The following is a 24,563-nucleotide window of genomic DNA, read 5'->3' on the forward strand; positions in this document are numbered from 1 at the left end:
GCGGCCGCCTTGCGGCCCCGGCCCGACTTCGCAGCCGGCGCCGGCGGCGGCGGCGGCGGCTCGGCCGCGCGGCGGGTGCCGAGGCCGATGCTCTTCGCCAGCGTGCTGCGCTGCTTGGCGTAGTTCGGCGCCACCATCGGGTAGTCGGCCGGCAGTCCCCAGCGCTCGCGATACTCGTCCGGCGACATGTTGTAGGCCGCCTGCAGATGCCGCTTCAGCATCTTCAGCTTCTTGCCGTCCTCGAGGCAGACGATGTAGTCGGGCGTCACCGACTTGCGAACCGGCACCGCCGGTTCCGGCCGGATCGGCGCCGGCGTCGACGGCTTGCCCAGTCCGGTCAGGGCGCCATACACCTGCTCGATCAGCGCCGGCAGGTCGTTCGGGGCGACACTGTTGTGCGAGACATGAGCAGCCACGATCTGAACGGTGTGTTTGCGCAACTCATCTGTCGGCTTCAAATCATCGGCGACGTCCGCACCCATCTAGTCTCTCCTGTGAATGGATTCGAAATAGATATCTCATTCCAGCGACAGGTCCAGACATATTTGTACAAGTCGAGACGATTGGCGCCCGAAGACTTTCGTTGGACGTGCAGATTTCGGCCGGGAAAATGCAGGGTTGAACGCCCCTCGCAGTCCCGAGCACGGGGACGAAATCGAGGGTCACGGCGCCAAGCGGCGGCACGCCGCCCCTGGCGCCGCGCCGGTTTCACAGCACGAAATCGGCCGCCGTGAGGCCGATGGAGCCGGTGAGCTGGATGTGGAAATCGGAGACGCCGTCGCCATTGAGATCGCCGGCGATGGTGGTGACGGTGCCGTCGGAGGCATAGCGCAACTGGCCGGCGACGCTGGTGTAGAGGCCGGCGCCGATGAAGGTGAAGGCCTGGTCGTTGGCCGCGCCGGTGTTGGCGTCGATCGCCGACAGATCGACATGGTCGCCCTGGGCGTGGGTGAAATCGGTGATCCGGTCGGCATTGGCCCCGACCGGGCTGTCGGCCGCGCCGGCATAGACGAAACGGTCCGCCCCGGCGCCTCCGGTCAGCGTGTCCTTGCCGGCCGCCCCGGTGAGCACGTCGTTGCCGTTCCAGCCCTGCAGGACGTTGGCCCCGCCATTGCCGGTGAGGCTGTCATTGCCCTGGCTTCCCGACAGGTTCTCGATGTCCTGCAGGTCGTCGCCCTCGGCGTCGCCGCCGGTGTTGGGACCGCCGATGGCGAGGCTGGCCGAGACCCCGACCGAGCTGGTGTAGTAGCTGGCCGTGTCGGTGCCTTCGCCGCCATTCAGATAGTCTCCCCCCGCGCCGCCGCGGAGCACGTCATTGCCGCCATTGCCGTTGATGAAGTCGGTGCTGGCGCTGCCGGTGACGGTGTCGCCGCCCGATCCGCCGAAATATTCGAGGCTCTCGACATTGATCGCGGTCATGCCGTTGCTGCCGGTGGCGGAGGTGCCGCTGAAGGTCAGGGTCATCCCCGTGGTCTCGCCGCTGTCGTCGATCGAGATCCGGTCGACGCCGGCGCCGCCGTCGATGTGGTCCACCACCGGGCTCGCAGCGGCCGGGGAGGCTGCGGCCGCGGCGATGTTGTTGCCGCCGACGAACATCCGGTTGCCGGGCGACAGCACGTCGTCGCCCGCGCCCCCGGTCAGGATATCGCTGCCGGCGCCACCGGCGAGGTCGTCGCTCCCGGCCCCGCCGGTGAGGGTGTCGGCACCGGAGCCGCCGTAATAGGCCAGGGTCTCGACATTGACCGCCGAGATCCCGAGGAGGCCGATGGTGACGCTGGTGCCGACCAGCGCCGCAGTGACGCCCTGGTCGCCGTTGCGCTCGTCGATCATCAGCCTGTCGGTCCCGGTCCCGCCGTCGACACTGTCCAGATGCCCGGCCTGAATGCTGTCGTTGCCGTCGCCGCCAAGCAGGTCGTCATGGGCCCCGTCCTCGGTCGCCAGGTAATATGGCGCCGTGACGCCCTGGACGCCGCCGAACAGCTGGTCGCCGCCGGCGCCGCCTTCCAGCCGGTCGCTGCCGGCCCCGCCATATTGGATGTCGTCGCCCGCGCCGCCGCGGAGGTCGTCGGTCCCGTCGCCGCCGATCAGCCAGTCGGTGCCGGTGCCGCCGTCGAGGATGTCGTTGCCCGCGGCACCGTAGAGATTGTCGCCGCCGTCGATGCCAGTGAGGGTGTCGTTGCCGGCGGCGCCATCGATAAAGTTGTCGCCGGCCGAGCCCGTCAGCGTGTCGGCGAGGGCCGAGCCCTCGAGGTTCTCGACATCGGCAGACACCAGGTCGCCCTGGGCGTCGCCGCCGGATCCGGAGCCGCCTATGGTGACGGTCACGCCCGCCGTGCTGCCCCAGTAGCTGGCCGTGTCGAAACCGGCGCCGCCGACCAGCAGGTCGGCCCCGGCCCCGCCCCAGAGCGTGTCGTTGCCGTCGTCGCCGTAGATCGCGTCGGCGCCGTCGAGGCCGTAGAGCTCGTCATCGCCGCCGAGGCCGTGAATGACATCGTCGCCGCCCGTGCCGAGGATGAGGTCGTCGCCGGAGGTTCCCGAGAAGATGGCCATGCCCAATCTCCCAGTTGAAAGACGCAAAGCCAATTCTATGACAAAAAACGGCTGGCGCCGGGCGAAGACTTGTCGCCGCCGGAACGGCAGGACTGCGACGCCATGGCCCGGACGGCCGGGCTGGCCGCAGCCGGAAACCCGGTTAAGATCGTCCCGGCCCGCTCGACACGACAGGACCCGATCCATGGTGCAGCACGGTCGAATCCCAGGCATCCGGCGCAGCGCCGCCCTCGCCGCCGTGCTGCTGCTGGCCGGCCTGTCCGCGGCCCGGGCAGAGCCGGCCTTCACCGATCCATGGCCCGCGGTCGGCGACGCCGCCGGGCGAATCGTGGCGGTGCCGAGCCACAGCCCCTTCGTGCCGTCCGAGATCGGACCCGACGCCCCGGCGACACCGGCGCGCGTCACCTACTATCCGCCCGCCGGCGCCGATGCGGCGCACAGGGCGCCGGCCGTGGTGCTGCTGCACGGCGCCGCCGGCATCGACGAGCATCGCGAGCCGACCTATGCCAGGCAGCTGGCGGCGATGGGCATCGGCGCCGCCGTGGTCGACGTGTTCGGCGCGCGCCGCGACATCGCCACCAGCTTCACCGACCGGGTGATCCGGATCACCGAAACCATGGCGCTGGCGGACGCCTACGCCACCCTGGCCTGGCTGAAGGCCCGGCCGGAGATCGACGGCGGCCGAGTGGCGGTGTGGGGCTTCTCCTACGGCGCCATGGCCAGCATCGTCGCCACCAACGCCGCCATCGCCGACCGGTTCGCGGCGCTGTACAACCTGGGCGACACGCGTTTCGCCGCCCATGTCGCCTTCTACGGCCCCTGCATCATCGGCTTCGAGGACCCGCGCACCACCGGCGCGCCGGTGCTGATGGCCTGGGGCGACCGCGATGCCATCATGGACCCGGCCGACTGCCGGACGACCGCGGCGACGCTGCGCCAGGGCGGATCGCGGGTGCAGACCATCATCTATCCCGGCGCCGTGCACCAGTGGGACGGCAGCCGCCCGGGACCGCGGCCGATCGGACGGCTGCTGAACGATTGCGACTTCCAGGTCGAGCGCGACCTGACGGTGCGCGACGGCAATCTCGGCATCGCCATGGGCGGCAGCTTCACCCGCAAGCTGATCCTGGCCAACTGCGTCGGCAGCGAGGGCTACCTGATCGGCCGCGACGACGCCGTGCGGGCCCGGTCGGACCGCGACGTGGCCGCCTTCCTGTCGGCCGCCTTCGGGCTGGCCGAACCCAGCTGATGTCCGCTCTCCATCGACTGATCGCCGTCCTGGCCCCGCTGGTACCGGCCCTGCGCGCCTTGGCGCCACGGCCGGTGACGGCGGCGGAGCGGCTGGCCGCGTTCCCGACCAGCCGCCTGCCGCTGTCGCGCCCGGTCGACATCCGCTGGAACGCACACCAGATCCCCTTCGTCGAGGCCGAGACCGACGGCGACCTGGCGGTGGCGCTGGGGCTGGTCCACGCCCATCTGCGCGGCGGCCAGATCGCGCTGATGAAGCGGGTGGCGCAGGGCCGGCTGTCGGAGATCGCCGGGCCGGTGGCGCGCGACATCGACCACGCCCTGCGCATCCTCGACTACGGCCACGCCGCCGACGCGGTGATCGACCGCATGCCGGCGGACAGCCGCGCCTTCGCCGAGGCTTTCGTCACCGGCGTCAACGCCTATCACGCGCTGGAGCGGGCGCCGCCGCCGGAGTTCGCCCTGCTGGGGCTGCGGCACGAGCCCTATACGCTGCGCGACATGTGGTCGATCGGCCGGCTGGCCGGCAGCGACATCAACTGGTTGGCCTATTTCGGCCTGCTGCGCGAACGCGGCACGCCCGGCTTCGCCGAGGCCTGGGCCCGCACCCTGAAGGCCGGCGCCAACGCCGTCACCAGCTTCGCCTCCGACGGCCAGCAGGCGGCGCTGGCCACGCTGCTGACCGCGACCGGCCGCACCGGCAGCAACAGCGTCGCCGTGGCCGCCACGCGCAGCGCCACCGGCGGGGCGATGATCGCCAGCGACCCGCATCTGTCGCTGTCGCTGCCGAACCTTTGGCTGGTCGCCGGCATGCGCTCGCCCGGCTACCGCATGGCCGGGCTGATGGTTCCGGGCATGCCCTTCGTCGCGGTCGGCCGCAGCCTGCACCTGGCCTGGGGCGGCACCAACATGCGGGCGGCGTCGAGCGATCTCTACAACGTCAGCGCATTGCCACCAGAGGAGATCGAAACCCGCGAAACGGTGATCCGCACCCGGTTCTGGCGATCGGCGCGGCGCAAGATCCGGCGCAGCCGCTTCGGCCCGATCGTCAGCGACGCCAAGGTGGCGCGGAGCCGGCCGGGCGACACCATCGCCCTGCGCTGGATCGGGCATGAGCCGACCGACGAGGTCACCGCCCTGCTGCGCGCCAGCCGCGCCACCACGCCGGAGGAGTTCCGCGCCGCCTTCGCCGGCTTCGGCGTCTCGGCCCAGAACATGCTGGTCGCGGGGGCGGACGGGCGGATCGGCCAGATCATGGCCGCGACCCTGCCGGTGCGCACCCGCTTCCCGCCGCCGGACCCGGTGCTGGATGCCGGCGACCCGGACACGCATTGGCAGGGGCTGGTCGACGCCCCGGCCCTGCCCTGGACCGCCGACCCGCTGGAAGGGTTGCTGGCCACCGCCAACAACCGGCCGACCGACACCACCCTGCCGGTCGGCTTCTTCTTCTCCGCCGACGAGCGGGTGCGGCGCCTCTACGCCCTGCTGCGGTCCAAGGAGCGGCTGATCCCGGAAGACCTGGCGGCGCTGCAGGCCGACACCGTGTCGCCGGACTCAGGCGCCCTGGCCAGGCGGCTGGTCGAGGCGATCTGCGCCGCCGGGATCGGCGACCAGGCCGGCTTCCTCGACCGGCTGGCCGGCTGGGACGGCGACTATGCCGCCGGATCGGCCGGCGCCCCGGCGTTCGAGGCGCTGCTGCACCATCTGGTGCCGCGGGTCTACGGCGCTGACTCGCATGACGCCATGCCGCGGCTGATGGCGCAGTGGAACGCGATCACCGCCTTCCTGGCCGACGACCTGGGGGCGCTGGCGCCGGACCGGCGCCGGCAGGTGCTGGCCGAGGCGGTCGGGCTGGCCGCGATCGACGCCGCCCCGATTCCGAGCTGGGGCGAGATGCACCGGATGCGGGTGGCCCACATCCTGGCCGCCCTGCCGGTGCTGGGCCGCTTCTTCGTGTTCGGCGACTACCCGACCGGCGGGTCGCGCGAGACGCCGATGAAGACGGCGCATGGGCTGGTGCGCGGCCGGCACAACGCCACCTACGGCTCGATGGCCCGGCATGTCGCCGACATGTCCGATCCCGACGCCAGCTGGGTCACGCTGTTCGGCGGCCAGGATGGCTGGCTGGGCAGCGAAGGCCTGACCGACCAGATCCCGCTGTGGCGCGAGCGCCGGTCGATCCGCCTGCCGCTGCGGCCGGAGACGGTGGCGCGGGAGTTCCCGACCCTCGTCCGCCTGTCGCCGCGATGATCGACGCCACCCCGGCCTTCCGGCTGGCGGCGGCGCTGCGGCGCCGGCGGTTGCAGCGGCTGGACCCGGTGGAGAGCCAGCGCCGCACGCTGCTGCGGCTGCTGCGCCGCGCGGCCGGCACCCGCTTCGGCCGCGAACACCGCTTCGACCGCATCGCCGACGTTGCCGCCTTCCAGACCGCCGTGCCGCTGCGCCGCTACGAGCAGATGTGGCGCGACTATTGGCAGCCGGCCTTCCCGGTGCTGCAGGATTTGTCCTGGCCCGGCCGCATCCCATACTTCGCCCTGTCCTCCGGCACCACCAGCGGCACCAGCAAATACGTGCCGGTCAGCGACGCGATGCGCCGGTCCAACACCCGCGCCGCCTTCGACTTGGCCGCCTGGCACCTGGGCGCCCGGCCGGGCAGCCGGATGTTCGGCGGCCGCAGCCTGATGCTGGGCGGCAGCACGACGCTGACCGAGCACGCCCCCGGCATCTTCAGCGGCGACCTCAGCGGCATCGCCGCCCGCACCCTGCCGCCCTGGGCCCGGCCCTTCGTCTTCCCGGGGCCGGAGCTGGCGTTGCTGACCGACTGGGAGGAGAAGCTGGACCGCATCGCCCGCGGGTCGCTGGAGCTGCCGGTCCGCAGCGTCTCCGGCACCACCAGCTGGCTGCTGCCTCTGCTGGAGCGGGTGCGGGAGCTGCGCCGGGCCCGCGGCGACGCGCCGGACCCGCCCTATCCATCGCTCGACCTGCTGGTGCCCGGCGGCGTCGCGCTGGCGCCGTACCGGCCGCGGCTGGAGCGGTTGATCGCCGGCACCGCCGCGGAAATCCGCGAGGCCTATGCCGCCAGCGAAGGCTTCATCGCGCTGCAGGACGGCGGCGTGGGGGAGGGGCTTCGCCTGAGCCTCGACCACGGCCTGTTCCTGGAGTTCGTGCCGGTCGAGGAGCTCGGCTCGCCCGCCCCCGCCCGGCGCTGGATCGGCGACGTCGAGCCTGGGGTGAACTATGCGTTGGTGGTGACCAGCTGCGCCGGCCTGTGGGCCTATGTGCTGGGCGACACGGTGCGCCTGGTCGGCCGTGACCCGCCGCGCGTGCTGATCACCGGCCGCACCAGCTACGGCCTGTCGGCCTTCGGCGAACACCTGATCGCCGAGGAGGTCGAACGCGCCATTGCCGATGCCGCGGCCATGATCGGCGCCGACATCGCCGATTTCGCGGTAATGGCGGTGTTCCCGGACGAGGCCGCGCCGGTCGGCCGCCACCGCTGGTTCGTCGAATTCGCCGAGAGGCCCGGCGAGGCCGCTTCCGCCCGCTTCGCCGCCACGCTCGATGCCCGGCTGTCGGAGCTCAACGACGACTACGCCGCCCATCGCGCCGGCGGCACCGGCATGGGGCCGCCGGAGGTGGTGGCCGTGCCGCCCGGCCGCTTCGCCGCCTGGATGAAGTCCCGCGGCCGCCTCGGCGGTCAGAACAAGGTGCCGCGGCTGGTCGCCGATCCCGGGCTTGCGGCTGAGCTGTCGGCGTTCATGGCCGGCTCATGAGGTCCCGCCCGGTCCATCAGGGTCGGATCGTCGTTGCGCACGGCGTTGACCCGGACCGAGACCGGATAGGCCTCGACCGGCAGGTCGGCGGGCGGCGCCAGCAGCATCTGCAGCTGCGCCGGCGACGCCGCGGTCTCGCCGAGCCAGGCCGGCCATTGCTCCGGCTCCAGCATCACCGGCATGCGGTGGTGGATCGGCCGCAGCCGCTCGACCGCGTCGGCGGTGACGATGGTGAAGGTCCGCACCCACTCCTGGGACTGCGGGTCCTTCCAGCCCTCCCACAGCCCGGCGAAGAGCATCGGCCGGCCGTCCAGGCGGCGGACGAAATGCGGCGTCCGGTCCGGCGCCCATTCGTAGAAGCCGTCGGCCGGGACCAGGCAACGCCGGGCCTGGAACGCCTTGGCGAAGCTGCGCCGCTCGGCCAGGGTTTCGGATCGGGCGTTGATCAGCTTGGCGCCGCCCTTCAGATCCTTTTCCCAGCTCGGCACCAGGCCCCAGCGCAGCAGGTCGATCGCCCGCCGCCCGGTCCTGGGGTTGAACCGGACCACCGCGAGATCCTGGGTCGGCGCCGCGTTGTGGCGGGCCGGGATGTTCGGGACCGGACCTTCGGCGACGGCGATCGTGGCCAGTTCCTCCGGCGGCAGCTTCTGGACGAATCGTCCGCACATGGTCTCAGGCCGGCATCGGCAGGATGAAGGGCCCGAGCAGCAGCCCCAGCAACAGCATCAGCACCACCAGCGTCACGAGGGTCAGGCCGAAATGGGCGCCGCGCTGCTCCTGCGGCACGCGCAGCACCAGACCGCTGCCGCGGTAGAAGATCGTCAGGGCGTAGCCGAAGGCCAACAGAGCCAGCAGCATCGCGGCCGCGCCGGACAACAGCAGTTGCACGCCGGGCCCCAGCATCTCGGCGACATAGACCGGAGTCATCGCCAGCGCCACCAGAACGAAGGCGGCATCGAAACTGGCGGCGGCGCCGAACATCCCGGCATAGAAGCGGACCACGGCGGCCATGACGAACAGGCTCGCCAGATTTGCCACCACCCGCCCGGCCAGGATCAGCACCAGCAGGCCGATCGGCGTCTCGACGTCGGAGACCGAGAGCAGCAGCGCCAGCAGCAGGAAGGCGCCGATCGAGGTCAGGACCAGCACCGGCAACGCATGCTCGCGCACCACCATGCGCCAGCCGGGCGCCGGCACCCCGTGCGCGGCCAGCGTGGCGTCGGGCTCGAACAGCATGCCGCGCACGCGGCCCACCACAGCGGCGAGATCCAAAACCGTCTCCTGCGCGTCGTCGCGGTCCCGCAGGACCGTCCCCCTATGGGAGGGGATATGGCCCTGCCCCCGGAGCGCATGCAACCCCGCGCCTTGCAAGGCCGGGCCGCGCATGCCATGCCTGCCACGATGAAGCGGCAGATGCGACGGAGCAAGCCCGCGGCCCCCGGGTCGCGGCGAGAGATCGAGCTGGTGGTCGAGCGCCTGGGTGGCGGCGGCGACGGCATCGGCACGGTCGACGACCTGCGCGTCTACGTGCCCTTCGCCGCGCCGGGCGACCGGGTGCGCGCCCGGCTGGGCCGGCCGGACGGCCAGGCCTATCGCGGCGAGTTCATCGAACTGGTGCAGCCCGGCCCGAATCACCGCGAGCCGCCCTGTCCGCATTTCGGCCCTTGCGGCGGCTGCCAGGTGCAGCACTTGGCGCCCCCGGTCTACACCGAGTGGAAGCGCGGCCTGCTGGCCGGCGCCCTGGCTCGCGCCGGGCTGGAGACCGAGGTGGCGGCGCTGGTCGAGACCCCGCCGCGCAGCCGCCGCCGCGCCAGCCTGGCGGCAAGGCACGGCCGGTCCGGCGTGTTCCTGGGCTTCAACGAGGCAGGGTCGAGCCGCATCGTCGACCTGACCGACTGCGTGGTGCTGCGGCCGGAGATCACGGCCTTGCTGCCGCCGCTGCGCGCGGTGCTGGCCGCGATCCTGCCGGAGAATGGCGGCGCCGACCTCGCCGTCACCCTGCTGGACGACGGCATCGACCTGGTGGTCGTGGCCGAGGCGAGCCTGGACCTGCAGCGACGAGAAAAGCTGGCCGACTTCGCCGCGGCGCAGGACCTGGCGCGGCTGTCCTGGCGCGGCCCCGGCGGCTTTACCGACCCGGTGGCGCATCGCCGGGCCGGGGTGGTGCATTTCGACGAGGTGCCCGTGGCGGTGCCGCCCGGCGGCTTCCTGCAGGCCAGCGCCGAGGGCGAAGCCGCGCTGACCCGGCTGGTGCGCGAGGCCGTCGGTCCGGCGAAGCGGGTCGCCGATCTGTTCTGCGGCGCCGGCACCTTCGCCCTGCCCATGGCGCGCGGCGCCCAGGTGACCGCGATCGACGGCGAAGGCGCCTCGGTCGAGGCGCTGGCAACCGCCGCCCGGCGTGGCGGCCGGGGCGAGCGGATCACGGCGCAGCGCCGCGACCTGTTCCGCCAGCCGCTGACGGCGGCGGAGCTGCGGGGCTTCGACGCCGTGGTGTTCGATCCGCCGCGGGCCGGCGCCCGCGACCAGGCCGAGGCCCTCGCAGCGTCGGCCGTGCCGGTGGTGGTCGCTGTGTCCTGCAACCCGTCCAGCCTGGCGCGCGACGCCCGGACCCTGGTCGATGGCGGCTACCGGCTGGAGCGGGCGACGCCGGTCGACCAGTTCCTGTGGTCGCCGCATCTGGAGGCGGTGGCGGTGTTCCGACGGTAGACGGTGTAGAGCGACGAACCTTCCCCTTGCTTGTCATTGCCGGGTCAAGCCCGGGCATGACAGTAAAAATGGGACAGCGTCGGGGAGTACCTCAGCCGATCAGGCTGCGCAGCGGCACCAGCGGGCGCGGGCCGACATGGCTGATCACCTCGGCGGCGGCGATGCTGCCGATCCGGCCGCTCTCGGCCAGGCCGAGACCGCGGGTGAAGCCGTAGAGGAAGCCGGAGGCGTAGAGGTCACCGGCGCCGGTGGTGTCGACCAGCTGGCTCAGCGGCGCCGCCTCGACCACAACGGTCCCGCCGTCGGTCACGATCACCGAGCCCTTCTCGCTGCGGGTGATCGCCGCGACCTCGCAGCGGCCGCGCACCGCGGCGACGGCGGCGTCGAAATCGTCGACCTGGTACAGCGCCTTGATCTCCGCCTCATTGGCGAACAGCACGTCGACATGGCCTTCGATCAGCGACAGGAAGCTGTCGCGGTGCCGTTCGACGCAGAAGCTGTCGGACAGGGTCAGCGACACCTTGCGGCCGGCGGCGTGGGCGACCCTGGCGGCCTTGATAAAAGCCTCCTTCGCCGTCGGCCGGTCCCACAGATAGCCTTCGAGATAGGTCACCTGCGAGCCGGAGATCACCGCTTCGTCGACATCGTCGGGCGTCAGCTCGACGCAGGCGCCGAGATAGGTGTTCATCGTCCGCTGCGCGTCCGGCGTGACGATGATCAGGCTGCGCGCCGTCGGCGGCGTGCCCGGCACCGCGGGGTCGAGCGGCTTCGAATCGAAGTCGACGCCGACCGCGCGGATGTCGTGGCGGTAGACGGCGCCGAGCTGGTCGCCCGTCACCTTGCCGATGAAGGCGGCCTTGCCGCCCAGCGAGGCCAGCCCCGCCGCGGTGTTGCCGGCGGAGCCGCCCGAGGCCTCGAGCCCCGGCCCCATGGCGGCGTAGAGCGCCTCGGCCCGTTCCGCGTCGATCAACGTCATCGCCCCCTTCACCAGGCCGTGCCGGGCGATGAAGGCTTCGTCGTTCTTGGTGATGACATCGACGATGGCGTTGCCGATGCAGGTGGCGTCGTAGCGGGCGCTCATGGGTCTCGCTGAAATTGCGGCCAGGGATGCGACCCGCAAGGGGTCCCTGACCCTCTAGGCTGCGGCCGCTGCCGAGTCAACCGGCGCCGCCGAGTCGCGGCTCGGTGCCGACGGATGGGGCAGGCCGTAGCGCTCCGCGATCCGGTCGATCCACAGCCCTGGCGTGCCATGCGGCCGCTCATGCGGGGCAAAGGGCGTGATCACGGCGTCGAGCCGGGCCATCGCCGCCGTGACCACCGCCGCCTCGGCCGCGGTCAGGGCCGGCTTGGCCCCCTCCTCCGTCAGGGCACGGATGCGGCTGCGCTCGACCAGCTTGGTCACCAGGTGATGGCCGTCGAAGCGGCGCAGACAGATGCCGTAGACGGCGCCGAGCCAGCTTTCCCAGATCTCGTCGAGGGCCTTGGCAAAGGCGGCCTCGTCGATCGCGCCGGCGCCATCGAACAGCTCGGTCCAGCCATGGACCCGGCCTTCGGAGGCGAGCAGGGCCTGGCGGAAATCGGCGGCAAAATCCTGCCGCAGCCGGTCCGCCAGCGCGGGCAGCGGCAGCGTCGACTCGGCGGCGCGGCAAGCCCAGGGCAGCACTGCGGCGCCGAACCACTCCTCCGGCTGCGGCGCCAGCGCCTCGCTGCGGATGGCGCTGCGCGCCGTCAGGGACGGGTCGAGCGCGTAGGTCGGCCCCGGCAGGCAGCGGGCGGCGATCAGCGCGCGCAGCCGGTCCTCGGTCAGCCCCGCGGCCTGCGCCAGCGCCGGCGGCGTCAGGCAATGGCGGCGGACATAGTCCAGAATCGCGAAGGCGTCGGTCATGGTCGGTCCTCCAGGATGGTCGCCCCACTCCACATCCGCGCCCGGCCCTTGACCAGCGGAGACAAATCGATCACCATCGAAGTATGAAGGAAGGTCTTGATCTCGCAAGCTTATCGTCGCTGATCGGCGATCCCAGCCGGGCGCTGATCCTGTCGGCCCTGTTCGGCGGCGAGGCGCTGCCGGCGGGCGAGCTGGCGTTTCGCGCCCGGGTCACGCCGCAGACCGCCTCGAGCCATCTGGCCAAGCTGACCGAGGCCGGGCTGGTCGCGGTCGAGCGCATGGGACGGCATCGCTACTACCGGCTGTCGGGGCCGGAGATCGGCGGCCTCCTGGAGAAGATGATGACGGTCGCCTGGGCCCCGGCGGTCGAGCGGTCGCGGGTGCCGGCGCCGCTGCGCGACGGGCGGATGTGCTACGACCACCTGGCTGGCCGGCTGGGCGTGGCGGTGACCGATGCGATGGTGGCGCAGGGCGTGCTGGCACGGGGCGACGATGCCTTCGCCCTGACCGAGGCCGGAACGGCCTGGCTGGCGACGCTGGGCATCGACGCGGCGGCGCTGCGGGACGGCCGCCGGTCCTTCGCCCGGCACTGCATCGACTGGAGCGAGCGCCGGCCGCATCTGGCCGGCGCGCTGGGCGCCGCCATCGCGGATCGCTTCGTCGACCGCGGCTGGATCCGACGCGACCGCGACAGCCGCGCCGTGGCCCTGACCGAGGACGGCCGCGCCGCACTGGCCCGGATTTTCGGGCCGGAGGTGCTGGCGGAGGCCACTGCCGCCTGAGCCTCGGCGCAGGATCCGCAAAGACGCATTGTCGCCCACCGCTGTACAACAGGGGTGTCGCCGTCTCGTCGAAGGAATTGCCGATGTCGGAGAACGCCAAGCCTCTGGCCGGAGGATGCGGCTGCGGCGCCGTGCGCTACGCCGCAGTGGGCGCGCCGCGTTGGACGGCGGGCTGCCATTGCCGCGACTGCCGGCACGCCACCGGCGCCCCCTACTCCGTCTATGCCGGTTTCGAGCGCGGCCGGGTCATCTGGAGCGGCGAGGCGCCACGGCGCTTCCGCTCCTCGCCGGGCGCCGAGCGCTTCTTCTGCGGCCGCTGCGGCACGCCGCTGGCCTATGAGGGCGCGCGCTGGCCGGACGAGGTGCATCTGCTGGTGACGACGCTCGACGATCCCGGCGCGCTGCCGCCGCGGGGGCATGTCTATGTCGGCGAGAAGCTGCCCTGGATCCGCCTCGCCGACGGCCTGCCGCGCTACCGCGCCACCGCCGGCGAGGGCGGCCCGATGGCGGAGGACGAGTAGCCCTTGCGCGGCGTGCCTCGCCGCCCCAGGTGAACGGCCGCGACACCAATTGCCGAATCCCGATGCCGAACGCCCTCCGCCTTGCCCTGCAGCAGATCACGTCCGATCCGGCGATCCGGCGGGTGCTGTGGGTCAGCTTCGCCGCCACCATCGCCCTGGTGCTGACCCTGCCGGCCCTCGCCGGCTGGGGCCTGTCCTTCGTCCACATCGCCAACTGGTCCTGGGTCGACACCACGCTCGACGTGCTGGGCGGCGTCGCCGTGCTGGCGCTCGGCATCCTGCTGTTCCCCGCCATCGTCGGCCTGGTGGCCGGGCTGTTCCTCGACGATGTCGCCCAGGCCGTGGAGGCCCGGCACTATCCCGCCCTGCCGCCGCCGCGGCGGCAGCGGATCGGCGAGATCGTGTGGGGGTCCGCCCGGTTCTTCTTCGCCCTGGTGGCGTTCAACCTGGTCGCGGTCGGCATCGTGCTGGTGGTGCCGGGCGTCAACCTGCTGGTGTTCTGGCTGGTCAACGGCTACCTGCTGGGCCGTGAATATTTCGAGCTGGTGGCGGCGCGCCGCTTCGAGCCCGCGGCGGCGCGGGCGCTGTGGCGCGAGCGCCAGGGCCGCTTCATCGTCGCCGGGCTCGTGCTGGCCGCGATCCTGCTGATCCCGGCGGTCAACCTGGTGGTGCCGGTGCTGGGCGCCGCCTTCATGACCCATGTCTTCCACCGCGCCGCCGCCGGCCGGGCCCCGGCGGCGCGGATCGCCGGATAATTCATTTGACCGAATTGCGGCAGAATTGTTCCTGTGCGGGGAACGGCGCTGACCGCCACGGGTTGATCGGCGGATAAGCATCCAGCTACAGTCCCGACCCCATCGCCGATGGGGCATCGGAACCATACAAGCAGGGGGACACCCGCGTGTTTCGTCGACGCAACCCCGCTGGCGGAGGATCAGATGGCGGCGCCGAGCGGCCAGGCCAATCCGCCGCCACGGACACGTCCTTAGTCCGGCCCACCGCCCCGACCGCGCCTCAAGGAGAGCCCATGTCGTCCACCCCCAAGCCCGTCACCGGCTACAAGACCGAGCTGCCGCGCCGGGTCGACCTCCCCGGCACCGGGGCGATCGGCGGCGTCCGCCGCCCGGCGGAGTCCGCAGGCCCGAGCGGCCGCGAGTCGCCGCGCAAGCTGATCGTCGGCAGCGAGATCTCGCTGGCCGGCGAGATCACCGCCTGCGACCACCTGGTGGTCGAGGGCCGGATCGAGGCCAAGATCAAGGACTGCCAGACCATCGAGATCGCCGAGCAGGGCGTGTTCAAGGGGTCGGCCGAGATCCAGGACGGCGACATCGCCGGCCGCTTCGAGGGCGACCTGTCGGTCTCCGGCCTGCTGCGCCTGCGCGCCAGCGGCGTCGTCACCGGCACCGTCAAATATGGCGAGCTGCAGGTCGAGACCGGCGGCAAGCTGATCGGCACGCTTCAGCCGCTGGGCGGCGATGCGGCGGCGACGACCCCGGCTGCGACGGCCGCCGCCCCGCAGCCCGCGCCGACCCCGCTGTTCGACGACAAGGCCGAGGCCGGCAGCCACGCCTGAGCTCGATCGGCATATTGCGAATGCGAACGGCCGGGGCGACCCGGCCGTTCGCTGTCCGGGACGACTCGGGGCATCGAGGCCCGGATCCGGACTGGGCGGCGGTGGCCGACACGGGTGCCGGCGCGTTTCGGCCGGCGCGCAAGAAAAAGGGCCGCAGCGAACTGCGGCCCGAGTTTAGGGAGGAAACGCCCAAGAAGTGCGTTACGACAGCAGCATCGCTGCATGTCGCAATGCACAATTTAGGCAGTTCGCCGGACAAATCAAGAGGAAAATGAATTCCTCTTGTGGAACAGCCACTTAGAAGACACTCATGCCTAAGATATGTGCAATTAGCATCAAGTTTGTGCTGCGATGCACACTCGCGCGCCGGTTCCGACCCGACGATACGCCCCGACTCGCGCCCTGACGCTTCGGGCTTGCCCCCGGCCGCAGCATGAGGGAAGCATGGCCGACCCGATACAGCCGGCCTGCCATGTCTGAGCCTCTCGCCCTCATCGCCGATCTCGGCGGCACCAACGCCCGCTTCGCCCTGGCCGATTCCGGCGGGACGCGCGACACCAAGATTTTGCACGGGGCGGACTACCCGACCCTGGCCGACGCCGCCCACGCCTATCTCGACATGGTCAAGCCGGCGGCCCCGCCCACCCAGGCGGCGATCGACGTGGCCAGCCCGGTCACCGGCGACCAGGTGACCCTGACCAACGCCGCCTGGTCGTTCTCGATCTCGGCGCTGAAGCAGGATCTGGGGCTGGAGCGGCTGGAGGTGATCAACGACTTTACCGCCGTCGCTCTGGCCGTGCCCTATCTCGAGGAGGGCGACCGCGCCCCGATCGGCGGCGGCGCGCCGGTGGCCAACGAGCCGATCGGCGTGCTCGGCCCCGGCACCGGCCTCGGCGTCTCCGGCCTGGTGCCGAGCGGCGGGCGCTGGGCCGCGCTGGCCGGCGAGGGCGGGCATGTCACCATGGCGGCGGCGACCGAGCGCGAGGCGGCGGTGCTGGACCGGCTGCGCCACCGCCACCAGCATGTCTCGGCCGAGCGGGTGCTGTCCGGCATGGGGCTGGTCAACCTGTACGAGACACTGTCGCAGCTGGACGGGATCGACCCGGTGCAGCGCGACGCCGCCGCCGTCACCGAGGGGGCCAAGACCGGCGACCCGCATTGCGCCGAGGCGGTGGCGATGTTCGCCTCGATGCTCGGCACCGTCGCCGGCAACCTGGCGCTGACGCTGGGGTCGCGCGGCGGCGTCTACATCGCCGGCGGCATCGTGCCGAAGCTCGGGGCCCTGTTCGACGGCGAACTGTTTCGCCAGCGCTTCGAGGCCAAGGGCCGGATGCGCAGCTTCGTCGTCGGCATCCCGACCTCTCTCGTCACCCACCCGCTGCCGGCCTTCCTCGGGCTGCGCTCGGTGCTCGGGCTGACCTGATGCTGGACCTCGACCGGCTGCGTGCCGACACGCCGGGCAGCGCCCGGGTGCTGCATCTCGACAATGCCGGCTCGGCCCTGCCGCCGCGGCCGGTGCTGGATGCGATGCTGGACCATCTGCGGCTCGAGGCGGAGATCGGCGGCTATGCCGCCGCAGCCGAGGCCGAGCCGCGGCTGGAGGCCGCCTATGTCTCGATCGTCCGGCTGATCGGCGCCGAGCCCGACGAGATCGCGATGATGGAGAACGCCACTCGCGCCTGGGACATGGTGTTCTACGGCCTGCCCTTCCGGCCGGGCGACCGGATCCTGACCGCCAAGGCCGAATACGCCTCCAACACCATCTCCTACCTGCAGGTGGCGCGGCGGACCGGCGCGGTGGTCGAGGTCGTGCCCGACGACGCCACCGGCCAGCTCGACGTCGCGGCGCTGGAGCGGGCGGTGACGGCGACCGACCGCGGCCCGGTGCGGCTGATCGCCGTCAGTCACATCCCGACCAATGGCGGGCTGGTGAATCCAGCTGCGGCGATCGGCCAGATCGCACGCGCGCATAGCATTCCTTATTTGCTGGATGCCTGCCAGTCGGTCGGCCAGATGCCGGTCGATGTCGAGGCCATTGGCTGCGACATGCTGTCGGCCACGGCCCGCAAATTCCTGCGCGGGCCGCGCGCGGTCGGCTTCCTCTATGTCCGCCGCTCGATGCTCGACCGGATCGACCCGCCCTTCCTCGACCTTTATGCGGCGGAGATGGTGGCGCCCGACCGCTACGTGGTGCGCCCGGATGCCCGCCGCTTCGAGAATTTCGAGCGCAACTTCACCGGCATCCTCGGCCATGGGCGCCGCGGTCGACTACGCCCTCGCCCTCGGCCTCGACGCCATCCGCGACCGGGCGCGGGCCCTGGCGGGGCGGCTGCGCGACGGGCTGTCGGCCCTGCCCGGCGTCACCCTGCGCGACAAGGGCGCCGAGCGCTCGGCGATCGTCAGCTTCACCAGGGCGGACGAGCCGGCCGATGCCCTGCAGCGGCGGCTGCGCGAGGCCGGCATCAACACCAGCGTCACCCGCCGCCGCTCGACCATGTTCGACATGACCGACCGCGGCCTCGACGCGATGCTGCGGGCCTCGCCGCACTACTACAACAGCGAGGCCGAGATCGACCGGTTCGTGGCGGCGGTCGCGACAGGCTGACTCTGGCGGCGGTCAGGCGCCGGCTTCGATGAGACGAACCGCATAGGCCCGAAACGCTGGGTCGGCCGTCATCAGTTCCAGCCCTTCCGCCTGGGCCTGAGCGATCAGCATGCGATCGAAGGGATCGCGATGGTGCAGCGGCAGCGCTCCCGCCTGTTGGCCGTGGAAGAACGAGATCGGCAGCTTGGCGAACCCCTTCTGCTCCACCACGGTCTCGATGTCGGCTGGCGCCGTCAGCTTGCCGAGCTGTTGCTTGACGGCGATCTCCCAACCCGTCGCGGCACTGACGAAGACCCGGTTCCGCGGCTCGGCGATAATCTCCCGCGCCGAAGGCCCCAAGGCAGGATCGTTCGCGAGCCACCACAGGAAGGCGTGTGTGTCGAGCAGGACTGCACGCATCACTTGCCTTCGAAGAGGTCGGCGATCTCCTCATTCGGAGCATCGAAATCCGGTGCGATGACGATCTGTCCCTCATAGCCGCCCGGCTGGCGGCGTGCGCCGATGTAGGGCACCAGTTCGACCCATGGCTCGCCCGCGCGCGCGATCACGACCCGTTCGCCGGCCCGCGCTCTTTCCGCCAGCGCCGACAGGTTGCTCTTCGCCTCGTGCATGTTCACCCGGATCATGACGGCTCTCCTTAGCCCGATTAGCTAACTATAACTCATGGAGAGCTTGCCGTCAGCAGCTACTCCCCCAGCAGATGCAGTACGATCTCGCGCCGGTGCGGCCGGCTTCGGTGCTCGAATAGGTAGATGCCCTGCCAGGTGCCGAGCACCAGCCGGCCGGAGGCGACCGGGATCGAGAGCTGCACCTGGGTCAGCGCCGTGCGGAGATGCGCCGGCATGTCGTCCGGACCCTCGGCATCGTGGATGTAGAAGTCGCTCTCGGGCGCGATCCGCTCGAAATAGGCTTCGAGGTCCGCCCGGACGTCCGGATCGGCATTCTCCTGGATCAGTAGCGAGGCCGAGGTGTGCCGGCAGAACACGGTCAGCAGGCCGGTCGCGATCCGCTGCGCCTCGACCCAGGGCCGGAGCTGCGGCGTGATCTCGACCAGCCCCTTGCCACGGGTGGTCACCTGGAGGGTGTGGAGGAACTGCTGCATCGGCCCACCATGCGTCGAGCGGTGTCCCGGATCAACGGCAGCGACGGGATGGCGGATCCCCGCCCGATCGGCGAGAATATGCCCATGTCCGAGGACGACTTCTACCCCCAGGTGCCGGTGTTCGACGGCTTTGCCCGGCTGACCGATGCCTCGCTGTACCGGCCGCTGCCGGAGGACTGGGTGATCGGCCTGTCCGACGTCGTCGCCTCCACCGCCGCGATCCGGGCCGGGCAATACAAGAGCGTGAACGTGGCGGGTGCGGCCCTGATCGCGGCCGTGTCCAACGCCCTGGCCCAGCGCGACTTCCCCTTCGCCTTCGGCGGCGACGGCGCCAGCTTCGCCCTGCCGCCCGGCGATGCCGGCACCGGCCGCGCCGCCCTGGCCGCCACCGCCGCCTGGGTGCGCGACGAGCTGGGCCTGACCCTGCGGGTCGGGCTGGTGCCGGTAACGGCGATCCGTGACGCCGGTTGGGACATCCGCGTCGCCCGCTATGCCCCGTCGCCGAACGTCGCCTATGCCATGTTCATGGGCGGCGGCCTGGCCTGGGCCGAACGCGAGCTGAAGGCCGGCGCCTTCGCAGTCGAGCCGGCGCCGGCCGGCACCCGCCCGGACCTGTCCGGCCTGTCCTGCCGCTGGCAGGAGTTCCCGGCCCGGCACGGCGTGGTGGTGTCGCTGATCGCCGCCCCGGCGGTGGCCGAGAGCGAGGCCGGCTTCCGCGAGCTGGTCGGCGACATCCTGCGCATGACCGGGCGCGAGAGCGAGGCCGAGCACCCGATGATCGATCTCGCGCGCGGCCTGGTCTGGCCGCCGCCCGGGCTGGATGTCGAGGCGCGGGCGTCGCGCGGCGCCGGCCAGCCGCTGCTGCTGCGCAAGCTGGCGCTGGGGCTGCACAGCCTGGCCGGCTGGACATTGTTCCGCTTCGGCATTCCGCTCGGCGGCTTCCAGCCCGGGCGCTACATGCGCGAGATGGTCGCCAATGCCGATTACCGCAAATACGATGATGGGTTGCGCATGACGCTGGACTGCACCCCGGCCCTGGCCGACCGGCTGGAGGCGCGCCTGCTGGCCGCCGAGCAGGCCGGCATCGCCCGCTTCGGCCTGCACCGCCAGGAGTCCGCGATCGTCACCTGCTTCACGCCGTCGCCGCTGCGCAGCGACCATGTCCATTTCGTCGACGGCGCCGCCGGCGGCTATGCCGCCGCCGCCTCCCGGCTGAAGCTCTCGTGAAGGCCGGCAACCTGTTCGATGCCCTGCCGCGGGACGCGGCGGAGGAGCAGTTTACGACCCTGCTGCAGGCCGCCGGCTTCGTGCTGGAGCGCATCGTCTCCACCGGCCAGGCCAGCCCGCCCGGCTTCTGGTACGACCAGGAGCGGGCGGAATGGGTGCTGCTGCTGCGCGGCTCCGCCGTGCTGGAGCTCGAGGGCGAGCCGGCGCCCCGCACCCTGCGCCCCGGCGACTGGGTGCACATCCCGGCCCATGCCCGCCACCGCGTCGCCCGGACCGACCCGGACCAGCCGACGGTCTGGCTGGCGCTGCATCACGGCTAAGCCGCGATCAACTCGAACCGGTCGACATCGACGAGGCCCCGGTCGGTGATCTTGAGGTGCGGGATCACCGGCAGCGGCAGGAAGGCCAACTGGATGAAGGGCTCCGGCAGCGGGCAGCCCATCGCCTTCACCGCCCGGCGCAGCGCCCGCAGATTCTCCGCCACCCGCTCGAAGGGCTGCAGGCTCATCAGCCCGGCCAAAGGCAGGGCGATCTCGCCGGCCACCTGCCCGTTGCGAACGGCGACGAAGCCGCCCTGCAGCTCGATCAGCCGGTTCACCGCGACGGCCATGTCGGCGTCGTTGTCGCCGACCACGCAGATGTTGTGGCTGTCATGCCCGACCGAAGAGGCCAGGGCGCCGCCGCGGAAGCCGAAGCCCCTGACGAAGGCGCGGCCGACATTGCGGTTCACCCCGTGCCGCGCGAAGACGCAGATTTTGAGGATGTCCTGGTCCGGATCGGGTTGGCGGCAGCCGTCGCGCCAGGGCAAGGTGGCGGTCAGCGCGTCGGTGATGATCTTGCCCGGGATCAGCCCGATCACCGGGCCGGTCGGGCCGCTGGTCGGGGCCCGGAAATCCTCCACCGCCACCGGGTCGAGCCTGACCGAGCCGAGGCCGACCGGCGCCGGCGCCGCGCGACCCGCGAAGATCTCCGGCCGGACGACCCGCCCGGCGCTAATCACCTGTGAGACTGCGCAGGTCTCGAGATCGTCCAGCAGCACCAGGTCGGCGCGGCGGCCTGGCGCGACCAGGCCGCGGTCGCGCAGGCCGAACCCCTGGGCGGCCGACCAGGTGGCGGCGCGGTAGACATGCGCCATCGGCGCGCCGCGGCGGATCGCCGACCGGATCAGGTGGTCGAGATGCCCTTCCTCGGCGATGTCGAGCGGGTTGCGGTCATCGGTGCACAGGCCCAGCAGCGGCGAGGTCTCGGCCGAGATGATCGGCGCCAAAGCGTGCACGTCCTTGCTGACCGAGCCGTCGCGGATCAGGATCTGCATGCCCTTGCGCAGCTTCTCCAGCGCCTCCTCCGGCCCCGTCGTCTCGTGGCAGTTGCGGATGCCGCAGGCGAGATAGGCGTTCAGCGGCTTGCCGCGCAGCAACGGCGAATGGCCGTCGATATGGCCGTCCTGGAAGGCGGCCAGCTTCTCCAGCACCACCTCGTCCTTGGCCAGCAGGCCGGGGAAGTTCATGAACTCGGCCAGGCCGATCACCTTGGGATGGCCGCGGTGACGCACGAGGTCGGCGGCGTCGAGCCGGGCGCCCGCCGTTTCGAGCTCCGTCGCCGGCACGCAGGAGGAGAGCTGGACCCGCAGGTCCATCGCCGTGCCGAGGGCGCCGTCGAGGAAATAGCGCAGCCCGGCCTCGCCCAGCACGTTGCAGATCTCGTGCGGGTCACAGATCGCGGTGGTGGTGCCGCGCGGCAGCACGCAGCGATCGAACTCCGCCGGCGTCACCAGGGTCGATTCGCAATGCACATGGGTGTCGATGAAGCCGGGCACCACGACCTTGCCGCGGCCGTCGATCTCCACCGCGCCCGCATAGTCGTCGCAGGTACCGACGATGCGGTCGCCGCAGACCGCCACGTCGCCCTGCAGCAGCGCACCGCTGATCACGTCGAGGGTGCGCGCGCCCTTGATCACCAGATCGGCGGGCGCATGGCCCAGCGCCTGGTCGATTCGCCGCCTCAGATCCGCCGTGCCACTCATGCCGTCCTCTTCCGTCAGAGTCGCAGCGTAGCAGGATCGAGGCAGGTCGTGTCCGCTTCGCAAATAGATAGGATTTTATATGAATTATTCATATCTTCCACCCGAAGGCGACACCGTCGCCGGTTTCGACTATCACCTGATCAGGAGGCCGATGGCCCCGGGGGACGATCGGGAGACGCATGGCGAATGGAGAGGTTTCTGGGCTCGGTCCGTTCGATCGTCCTGCTCGCGATTCTCGGCTTCCTGCTGTTCTTCGGCACGGCCGGCTGGCTCGGCAAGCAGTTCCTGGCCGACAACACCCGCACGCAGGCCTGGGTCGATCACACCAATGAGGTGATCAACACCATCTATGAGGCGCGGCTGAACCTGTCGCGGTCCCAGAGCTCCACCCGCGGCTTCGTCATCACCGGCAACCCCCGGGATGCGGCGCTCGCGGAGGACAGCGCCCGGCTGGCCACAGACGGGCTGCTGGATCTGCGCGAGCTGGCCGTCGACAACCCGGAGCAGGTCCGCCGCTTCGATCAGGCGACGGATATCTCCGAGCAGATCCTGGTCACCAACGACCGGATCATCGCCGCGGTCCGGCGCGGCGATCTCGACGGCGCCCGCGCCCTCGTCCGGGAGACCGCCGACCAGGGGCCGGCTTTCCGGGCCAAGATCGATGAGGCGGTGTCCGTCGAGAAGACGCTGCTGGCGCAGCGCCAGGACGCCACCGAGGCGACGCTGCAACGGATCATCTGGCTGCTGGCCGGGGTGGCCGCGCTGGCGGCCCTGTGCGGCCTGCTGGCGGCCTGGGCGATGTCGCGCCAGGTGCGCACCGACCTGCAGCGCTACCGCGAGCTGGAGCGGGCCAAGCTGGAGAGCGATGCCGCCGCACGGGCGCTGGCCGAGAGCCGGGCGCAGCTGCAGGCCGTGCTGGACAGCGCCCGCGATCCGATCCTGGTGGTCGGCCGGGACGGCGTGGTCGAGCTGGCCAACCGCGCCTGCGGCGAAGCCTTCGGGGTCGTCGCGGGCGAACTCGTCGGCACCGACATCTCCGAGCTGGCGCCGGCCCTGGCCGGCGGCGCCCAGCCGAGCGGGGAGGTCACGGTGACGCGGCGCGACGGCAGCGTCTTCCCGGCCGAGATCTCGACCGGCACGTTCGAGCGCGACGGCCGCACCGTCTCGGTCTGCATCCTGCGCGACATGACCGAGCGGCACCGGCTGGACCAGCTGAAGAACGAGTTCGTGTCGACCGTGAGCCACGAGCTGCGCACGCCGCTGACCTCGATCCGCGGCTCGCTGGGCCTGATCGCGGCCGGGGCGGCGGGGGCGCTGCCGGACAAGGCCAGGTCGCTGCTGGAGATCGCGCACAAGAACAGCGAGCGGCTGGTCGGACTGGTCAACGACATCCTCGACATCGAGAAGATCGAATCGGGGCGGATGGAGTTCCGGCACGACCGGCTGGAGGCCGGGACGCTGGTCGAGCAGGCTGTCGAGGCCAACCAGGCCTATGCGGTGCAGCATGAGGTCGAGTATCGGATCACCGCGCAGCCGGGCACGCCGCTGCCGGTGCAGGGCGACGCCGACCGGCTGATCCAGGTGCTGACCAACCTGCTGTCCAACGCCGCCAAATTCTCGCCCGCCGGCAGCACGGTCGAGGTGGCGGTCGAGACGGTGGGCCGCCTAGCCCGGATCAGCGTGCGGGATCGGGGCGCCGGCATTCCGGAGGAATTCCGCAGCCGGATCTTCCAGCGCTTCGCCCAGGCCGATGCCAGCGACGTGCGGCGCAAGGGCGGCACCGGCCTCGGCCTGTCGATCGCCAAGGCCATCGTCGAGCGCCATGGCGGCCGCATCGGCTTCGAGCCGGCGGAGGGCGGCGGCACCTGCTTCTGGTTCACCCTGCCGCTGCTGGCCGAGGCGCCGGAAACCATGGCGGTCCCCGGCGAAGCCCGGCGGCAGGTGCTGATCTGCGAGGACGATCCGGATGTGGCGACCCTGCTGGGCCTGATGATCGAGCAGGATGGCTGGCGCGTCGACATAGCCCGCGATGCCGAGACGGCGCTGGAGAAGGCGCGCACCGGCCGATACGACGCGATGACCGTCGACCTGCTGCTGCCGGGCATGGACGGCATCACCCTGATCCGCCAGCTGCGCGCCGATCCGGCCACGGCGGACCTGCCGATCGTCGTCGTCTCCGCCACCGCCCAGGACGGCAAGCGCGAGCTGAACGGCGACGCGGTCAACATCGTCGACTGGCTGGACAAACCGATCGAGCAGCTGCGGCTGCGCGCGGCGCTGCGCCAGGCCGGGCTGCGCAGCCGCAACGGCCGGGCCTGCATCCTGCATGTCGAGGACGACGACGACGTGATCGAGGTGGTCGGCGCCATCATCCGCGACGAGGCCGAGATCGTGCCGGCGCGGTCGTTGCAGGAAGGCCGACAGAAGTTGACGCAGCGGCGCTTCGACCTGGTGATCATCGACGTCGGGCTGCCGGACGGTTCCGGCCTCGACCTCTTGGAGACGATCAACGCCCGCACGCCGCGGGAGCCGGTGCTGATCTTCTCGGCCCAGGATTCCAGCGCCACC

Annotated in this window: 22 protein-coding genes and 2 pseudogenes; 14 read left to right on the forward strand and 10 right to left on the reverse strand. The window is 71.5% G+C overall.

Features of this window, described 5'->3' with window-relative positions; genetic code table 11:
• Positions 1-71: 71 nt before the first annotated feature.
• Both FFK22_RS35115 and FFK22_RS35120 read right to left on the reverse strand, forming a co-directional pair.
• A pseudogene (locus tag FFK22_RS35115) lies at positions 72-482 on the reverse strand (MucR family transcriptional regulator); the annotation flags it as partial.
• Positions 483-708: 226 nt separating this feature from the next.
• Positions 709-2,550 (reverse strand): calcium-binding protein, encoded by a 1,842-nt coding sequence (locus tag FFK22_RS35120; RefSeq protein ID WP_306770220.1) that lies wholly within the window; start codon positions 2,548-2,550, stop codon positions 709-711.
• Between the two features lie 184 nt (positions 2,551-2,734).
• On the opposite strand from FFK22_RS35120, the gene FFK22_RS35125 reads away from it, so the two are divergent.
• The 3 genes from FFK22_RS35125 to FFK22_RS35135 are packed head-to-tail and all read left to right on the forward strand — an operon-like array spanning position 2,735 to position 7,571.
• Positions 2,735-3,799 carry a dienelactone hydrolase family protein gene (locus FFK22_RS35125; RefSeq protein ID WP_221939087.1) on the forward strand — a complete coding sequence of 355 codons (1,065 nt, stop codon included), beginning with the start codon at positions 2,735-2,737 and terminating at the stop codon, positions 3,797-3,799.
• The gene (locus FFK22_RS35130; protein ID WP_138885732.1) at positions 3,799-6,048 is read left to right on the forward strand and encodes a penicillin acylase family protein; all 2,250 of its coding nucleotides are present in this window, start codon (positions 3,799-3,801) and stop codon (positions 6,046-6,048) included. Before FFK22_RS35125 ends, FFK22_RS35130 begins: the two co-directional genes overlap by 1 nt.
• Entirely contained in the window at positions 6,045-7,571 is a 1,527-nt protein-coding gene (locus FFK22_RS35135) for a GH3 auxin-responsive promoter family protein (RefSeq protein ID WP_138885733.1), read from the forward strand. The genes FFK22_RS35130 and FFK22_RS35135 overlap by 4 nt, the downstream gene beginning before the upstream one ends.
• Here FFK22_RS35135 and FFK22_RS35140 read toward each other — a convergent pair.
• Both FFK22_RS35140 and FFK22_RS35145 read right to left on the reverse strand, forming a co-directional pair.
• Complete coding sequence (locus FFK22_RS35140) at positions 7,496-8,239, reverse strand: SOS response-associated peptidase (protein WP_138885734.1); 744 nt, start codon at positions 8,237-8,239, stop codon at positions 7,496-7,498. The genes FFK22_RS35135 and FFK22_RS35140 overlap by 76 nt on opposite strands.
• Before the next feature lie 4 nt (positions 8,240-8,243).
• Positions 8,244-8,843, reverse strand: coding sequence for a YIP1 family protein (locus FFK22_RS35145; protein WP_138885735.1), 600 nt, complete (start codon positions 8,841-8,843; stop codon positions 8,244-8,246).
• A gap of 141 nt (positions 8,844-8,984) precedes the next feature.
• Here FFK22_RS35145 and FFK22_RS35150 point away from each other — a divergent pair, with 141 nt between their 5' ends.
• A complete protein-coding gene (locus FFK22_RS35150; RefSeq protein ID WP_221939088.1) occupies positions 8,985-10,277 on the forward strand; it encodes a class I SAM-dependent RNA methyltransferase in 1,293 nt (430 codons plus the stop codon).
• Between the two features lie 91 nt (positions 10,278-10,368).
• Here the strand turns inward: FFK22_RS35150 and FFK22_RS35155 are convergent, their stop codons facing one another.
• Together FFK22_RS35155 and FFK22_RS35160 are read right to left on the reverse strand one after the other, a co-directional pair.
• Positions 10,369-11,358, reverse strand: a complete 990-nt coding sequence (locus FFK22_RS35155) for an adenosine kinase (protein ID WP_138885736.1) — start codon at positions 11,356-11,358, stop codon at positions 10,369-10,371.
• A 54-nt stretch (positions 11,359-11,412) separates the two neighbouring features.
• The gene (locus FFK22_RS35160) at positions 11,413-12,162 is read right to left on the reverse strand and encodes a DUF6058 family natural product biosynthesis protein (protein ID WP_138885737.1); all 750 of its coding nucleotides are present in this window, start codon (positions 12,160-12,162) and stop codon (positions 11,413-11,415) included.
• An 83-nt stretch (positions 12,163-12,245) separates the two neighbouring features.
• Here FFK22_RS35160 and FFK22_RS35165 point away from each other — a divergent pair, with 83 nt between their 5' ends.
• From FFK22_RS35165 to FFK22_RS44585, 7 genes and pseudogenes are all read left to right on the forward strand, one after another.
• Positions 12,246-12,944, forward strand: coding sequence for a helix-turn-helix transcriptional regulator (locus tag FFK22_RS35165; RefSeq protein WP_138885738.1), 699 nt, complete (start codon positions 12,246-12,248; stop codon positions 12,942-12,944).
• 83 nt (positions 12,945-13,027) lie between these two features.
• A complete protein-coding gene (locus tag FFK22_RS35170; RefSeq protein ID WP_138885739.1) occupies positions 13,028-13,465 on the forward strand; it encodes a GFA family protein in 438 nt (145 codons plus the stop codon).
• 62 nt (positions 13,466-13,527) lie between these two features.
• Positions 13,528-14,220, forward strand: a complete 693-nt coding sequence (locus tag FFK22_RS35175; RefSeq protein ID WP_138885740.1) for an EI24 domain-containing protein — start codon at positions 13,528-13,530, stop codon at positions 14,218-14,220.
• Positions 14,221-14,492: 272 nt separating this feature from the next.
• On the forward strand, positions 14,493-15,038 hold the full coding sequence (locus FFK22_RS35180) for a polymer-forming cytoskeletal protein (RefSeq protein ID WP_138885741.1): 546 nt from the start codon (positions 14,493-14,495) through the stop codon (positions 15,036-15,038).
• Positions 15,039-15,510: 472 nt separating this feature from the next.
• Positions 15,511-16,461, forward strand: a complete 951-nt coding sequence (gene glk, locus FFK22_RS35185) for a glucokinase (RefSeq protein WP_138885742.1) — start codon at positions 15,511-15,513, stop codon at positions 16,459-16,461.
• 104 nt (positions 16,462-16,565) lie between these two features.
• Positions 16,566-17,195: pseudogene (locus FFK22_RS44580) on the forward strand (aminotransferase class V-fold PLP-dependent enzyme); the annotation flags it as partial.
• A 94-nt stretch (positions 17,196-17,289) separates the two neighbouring features.
• Positions 17,290-17,643, forward strand: coding sequence for an aminotransferase class V-fold PLP-dependent enzyme (locus tag FFK22_RS44585; protein ID WP_306770221.1), 354 nt, complete (start codon positions 17,290-17,292; stop codon positions 17,641-17,643).
• Between the two features lie 12 nt (positions 17,644-17,655).
• Here the strand turns inward: FFK22_RS44585 and FFK22_RS35195 are convergent, their stop codons facing one another.
• From FFK22_RS35195 to FFK22_RS35205, 3 genes are read right to left on the reverse strand one after another with little or no spacing between them, the layout of a single operon-like run.
• On the reverse strand, positions 17,656-18,042 hold the full coding sequence (locus tag FFK22_RS35195) for a type II toxin-antitoxin system VapC family toxin (RefSeq protein WP_138885743.1): 387 nt from the start codon (positions 18,040-18,042) through the stop codon (positions 17,656-17,658).
• Complete coding sequence (locus FFK22_RS35200) at positions 18,042-18,269, reverse strand: type II toxin-antitoxin system Phd/YefM family antitoxin (protein WP_138885744.1); 228 nt, start codon at positions 18,267-18,269, stop codon at positions 18,042-18,044. Before FFK22_RS35200 ends, FFK22_RS35195 begins: the two co-directional genes overlap by 1 nt.
• 59 nt (positions 18,270-18,328) lie before the next feature.
• The gene (locus FFK22_RS35205; RefSeq protein WP_138885745.1) at positions 18,329-18,745 is read right to left on the reverse strand and encodes a secondary thiamine-phosphate synthase enzyme YjbQ; all 417 of its coding nucleotides are present in this window, start codon (positions 18,743-18,745) and stop codon (positions 18,329-18,331) included.
• Between the two features lie 84 nt (positions 18,746-18,829).
• On the opposite strand from FFK22_RS35205, the gene FFK22_RS35210 reads away from it, so the two are divergent.
• Both FFK22_RS35210 and FFK22_RS35215 read left to right on the forward strand, forming a co-directional pair.
• Positions 18,830-19,972: a DUF3095 domain-containing protein gene (locus tag FFK22_RS35210; protein WP_138885746.1), complete on the forward strand. Its 1,143-nt coding sequence runs from the start codon at positions 18,830-18,832 to the stop codon at positions 19,970-19,972.
• Positions 19,969-20,292: a cupin domain-containing protein gene (locus FFK22_RS35215; protein WP_138885747.1), complete on the forward strand. Its 324-nt coding sequence runs from the start codon at positions 19,969-19,971 to the stop codon at positions 20,290-20,292. The genes FFK22_RS35210 and FFK22_RS35215 overlap by 4 nt, the downstream gene beginning before the upstream one ends.
• Here the strand turns inward: FFK22_RS35215 and ade are convergent.
• The gene (ade, locus tag FFK22_RS35220) at positions 20,289-21,995 is read right to left on the reverse strand and encodes an adenine deaminase (RefSeq protein ID WP_138885748.1); all 1,707 of its coding nucleotides are present in this window, start codon (positions 21,993-21,995) and stop codon (positions 20,289-20,291) included. The genes FFK22_RS35215 and ade overlap by 4 nt on opposite strands.
• A 186-nt stretch (positions 21,996-22,181) precedes the next feature.
• Between ade and FFK22_RS35225 the strand changes: the two genes are divergently transcribed.
• The coding region (locus FFK22_RS35225; protein WP_186002835.1) for a response regulator at positions 22,182-24,563 on the forward strand (2,382 nt) is incomplete at its 3' end.

This window comes from Mycobacterium sp. KBS0706 (assembly GCF_005938675.2).
In the GTDB taxonomy this organism is placed as follows: Bacteria; Pseudomonadota; Alphaproteobacteria; order DSM-16000; family Inquilinaceae; genus Inquilinus.

What these genes read in the sequence shown, in the direction of transcription:
- FFK22_RS35130 (WP_138885732.1), top strand. Translation starts at nt 3,799, where the DNA reads ATGTCCGCTCTCCATCGACTGATCGCCGTCCTGGCCCCGCTGGTACCG.
- FFK22_RS35135 (WP_138885733.1), top strand. Translation starts at nt 6,045, where the DNA reads ATGATCGACGCCACCCCGGCCTTCCGGCTGGCGGCGGCGCTGCGGCGC.
- FFK22_RS44585 (WP_306770221.1), top strand. Translation starts at nt 17,290, where the DNA reads ATGGGCGCCGCGGTCGACTACGCCCTCGCCCTCGGCCTCGACGCCATC.
- FFK22_RS35120 (WP_306770220.1), bottom strand. Translation starts at nt 2,550, where the DNA reads ATGGCCATCTTCTCGGGAACCTCCGGCGACGACCTCATCCTCGGCACG.
- FFK22_RS35155 (WP_138885736.1), bottom strand. Translation starts at nt 11,358, where the DNA reads ATGAGCGCCCGCTACGACGCCACCTGCATCGGCAACGCCATCGTCGAT.
- FFK22_RS35210 (WP_138885746.1), top strand. Translation starts at nt 18,830, where the DNA reads ATGTCCGAGGACGACTTCTACCCCCAGGTGCCGGTGTTCGACGGCTTT.
- FFK22_RS35175 (WP_138885740.1), top strand. Translation starts at nt 13,528, where the DNA reads ATGCCGAACGCCCTCCGCCTTGCCCTGCAGCAGATCACGTCCGATCCG.
- FFK22_RS35160 (WP_138885737.1), bottom strand. Translation starts at nt 12,162, where the DNA reads ATGACCGACGCCTTCGCGATTCTGGACTATGTCCGCCGCCATTGCCTG.
- FFK22_RS35125 (WP_221939087.1), top strand. Translation starts at nt 2,735, where the DNA reads ATGGTGCAGCACGGTCGAATCCCAGGCATCCGGCGCAGCGCCGCCCTC.
- FFK22_RS35205 (WP_138885745.1), bottom strand. Translation starts at nt 18,745, where the DNA reads ATGCAGCAGTTCCTCCACACCCTCCAGGTGACCACCCGTGGCAAGGGG.
- FFK22_RS35165 (WP_138885738.1), top strand. Translation starts at nt 12,246, where the DNA reads ATGAAGGAAGGTCTTGATCTCGCAAGCTTATCGTCGCTGATCGGCGAT.
- FFK22_RS35150 (WP_221939088.1), top strand. Translation starts at nt 8,985, where the DNA reads ATGCGACGGAGCAAGCCCGCGGCCCCCGGGTCGCGGCGAGAGATCGAG.
- FFK22_RS35195 (WP_138885743.1), bottom strand. Translation starts at nt 18,042, where the DNA reads ATGCGTGCAGTCCTGCTCGACACACACGCCTTCCTGTGGTGGCTCGCG.
- FFK22_RS35140 (WP_138885734.1), bottom strand. Translation starts at nt 8,239, where the DNA reads ATGTGCGGACGATTCGTCCAGAAGCTGCCGCCGGAGGAACTGGCCACG.
- FFK22_RS35200 (WP_138885744.1), bottom strand. Translation starts at nt 18,269, where the DNA reads ATGATCCGGGTGAACATGCACGAGGCGAAGAGCAACCTGTCGGCGCTG.
- FFK22_RS35180 (WP_138885741.1), top strand. Translation starts at nt 14,493, where the DNA reads ATGTCGTCCACCCCCAAGCCCGTCACCGGCTACAAGACCGAGCTGCCG.
- FFK22_RS35170 (WP_138885739.1), top strand. Translation starts at nt 13,028, where the DNA reads ATGTCGGAGAACGCCAAGCCTCTGGCCGGAGGATGCGGCTGCGGCGCC.
- ade (WP_138885748.1), bottom strand. Translation starts at nt 21,995, where the DNA reads ATGAGTGGCACGGCGGATCTGAGGCGGCGAATCGACCAGGCGCTGGGC.
- glk (WP_138885742.1), top strand. Translation starts at nt 15,511, where the DNA reads ATGTCTGAGCCTCTCGCCCTCATCGCCGATCTCGGCGGCACCAACGCC.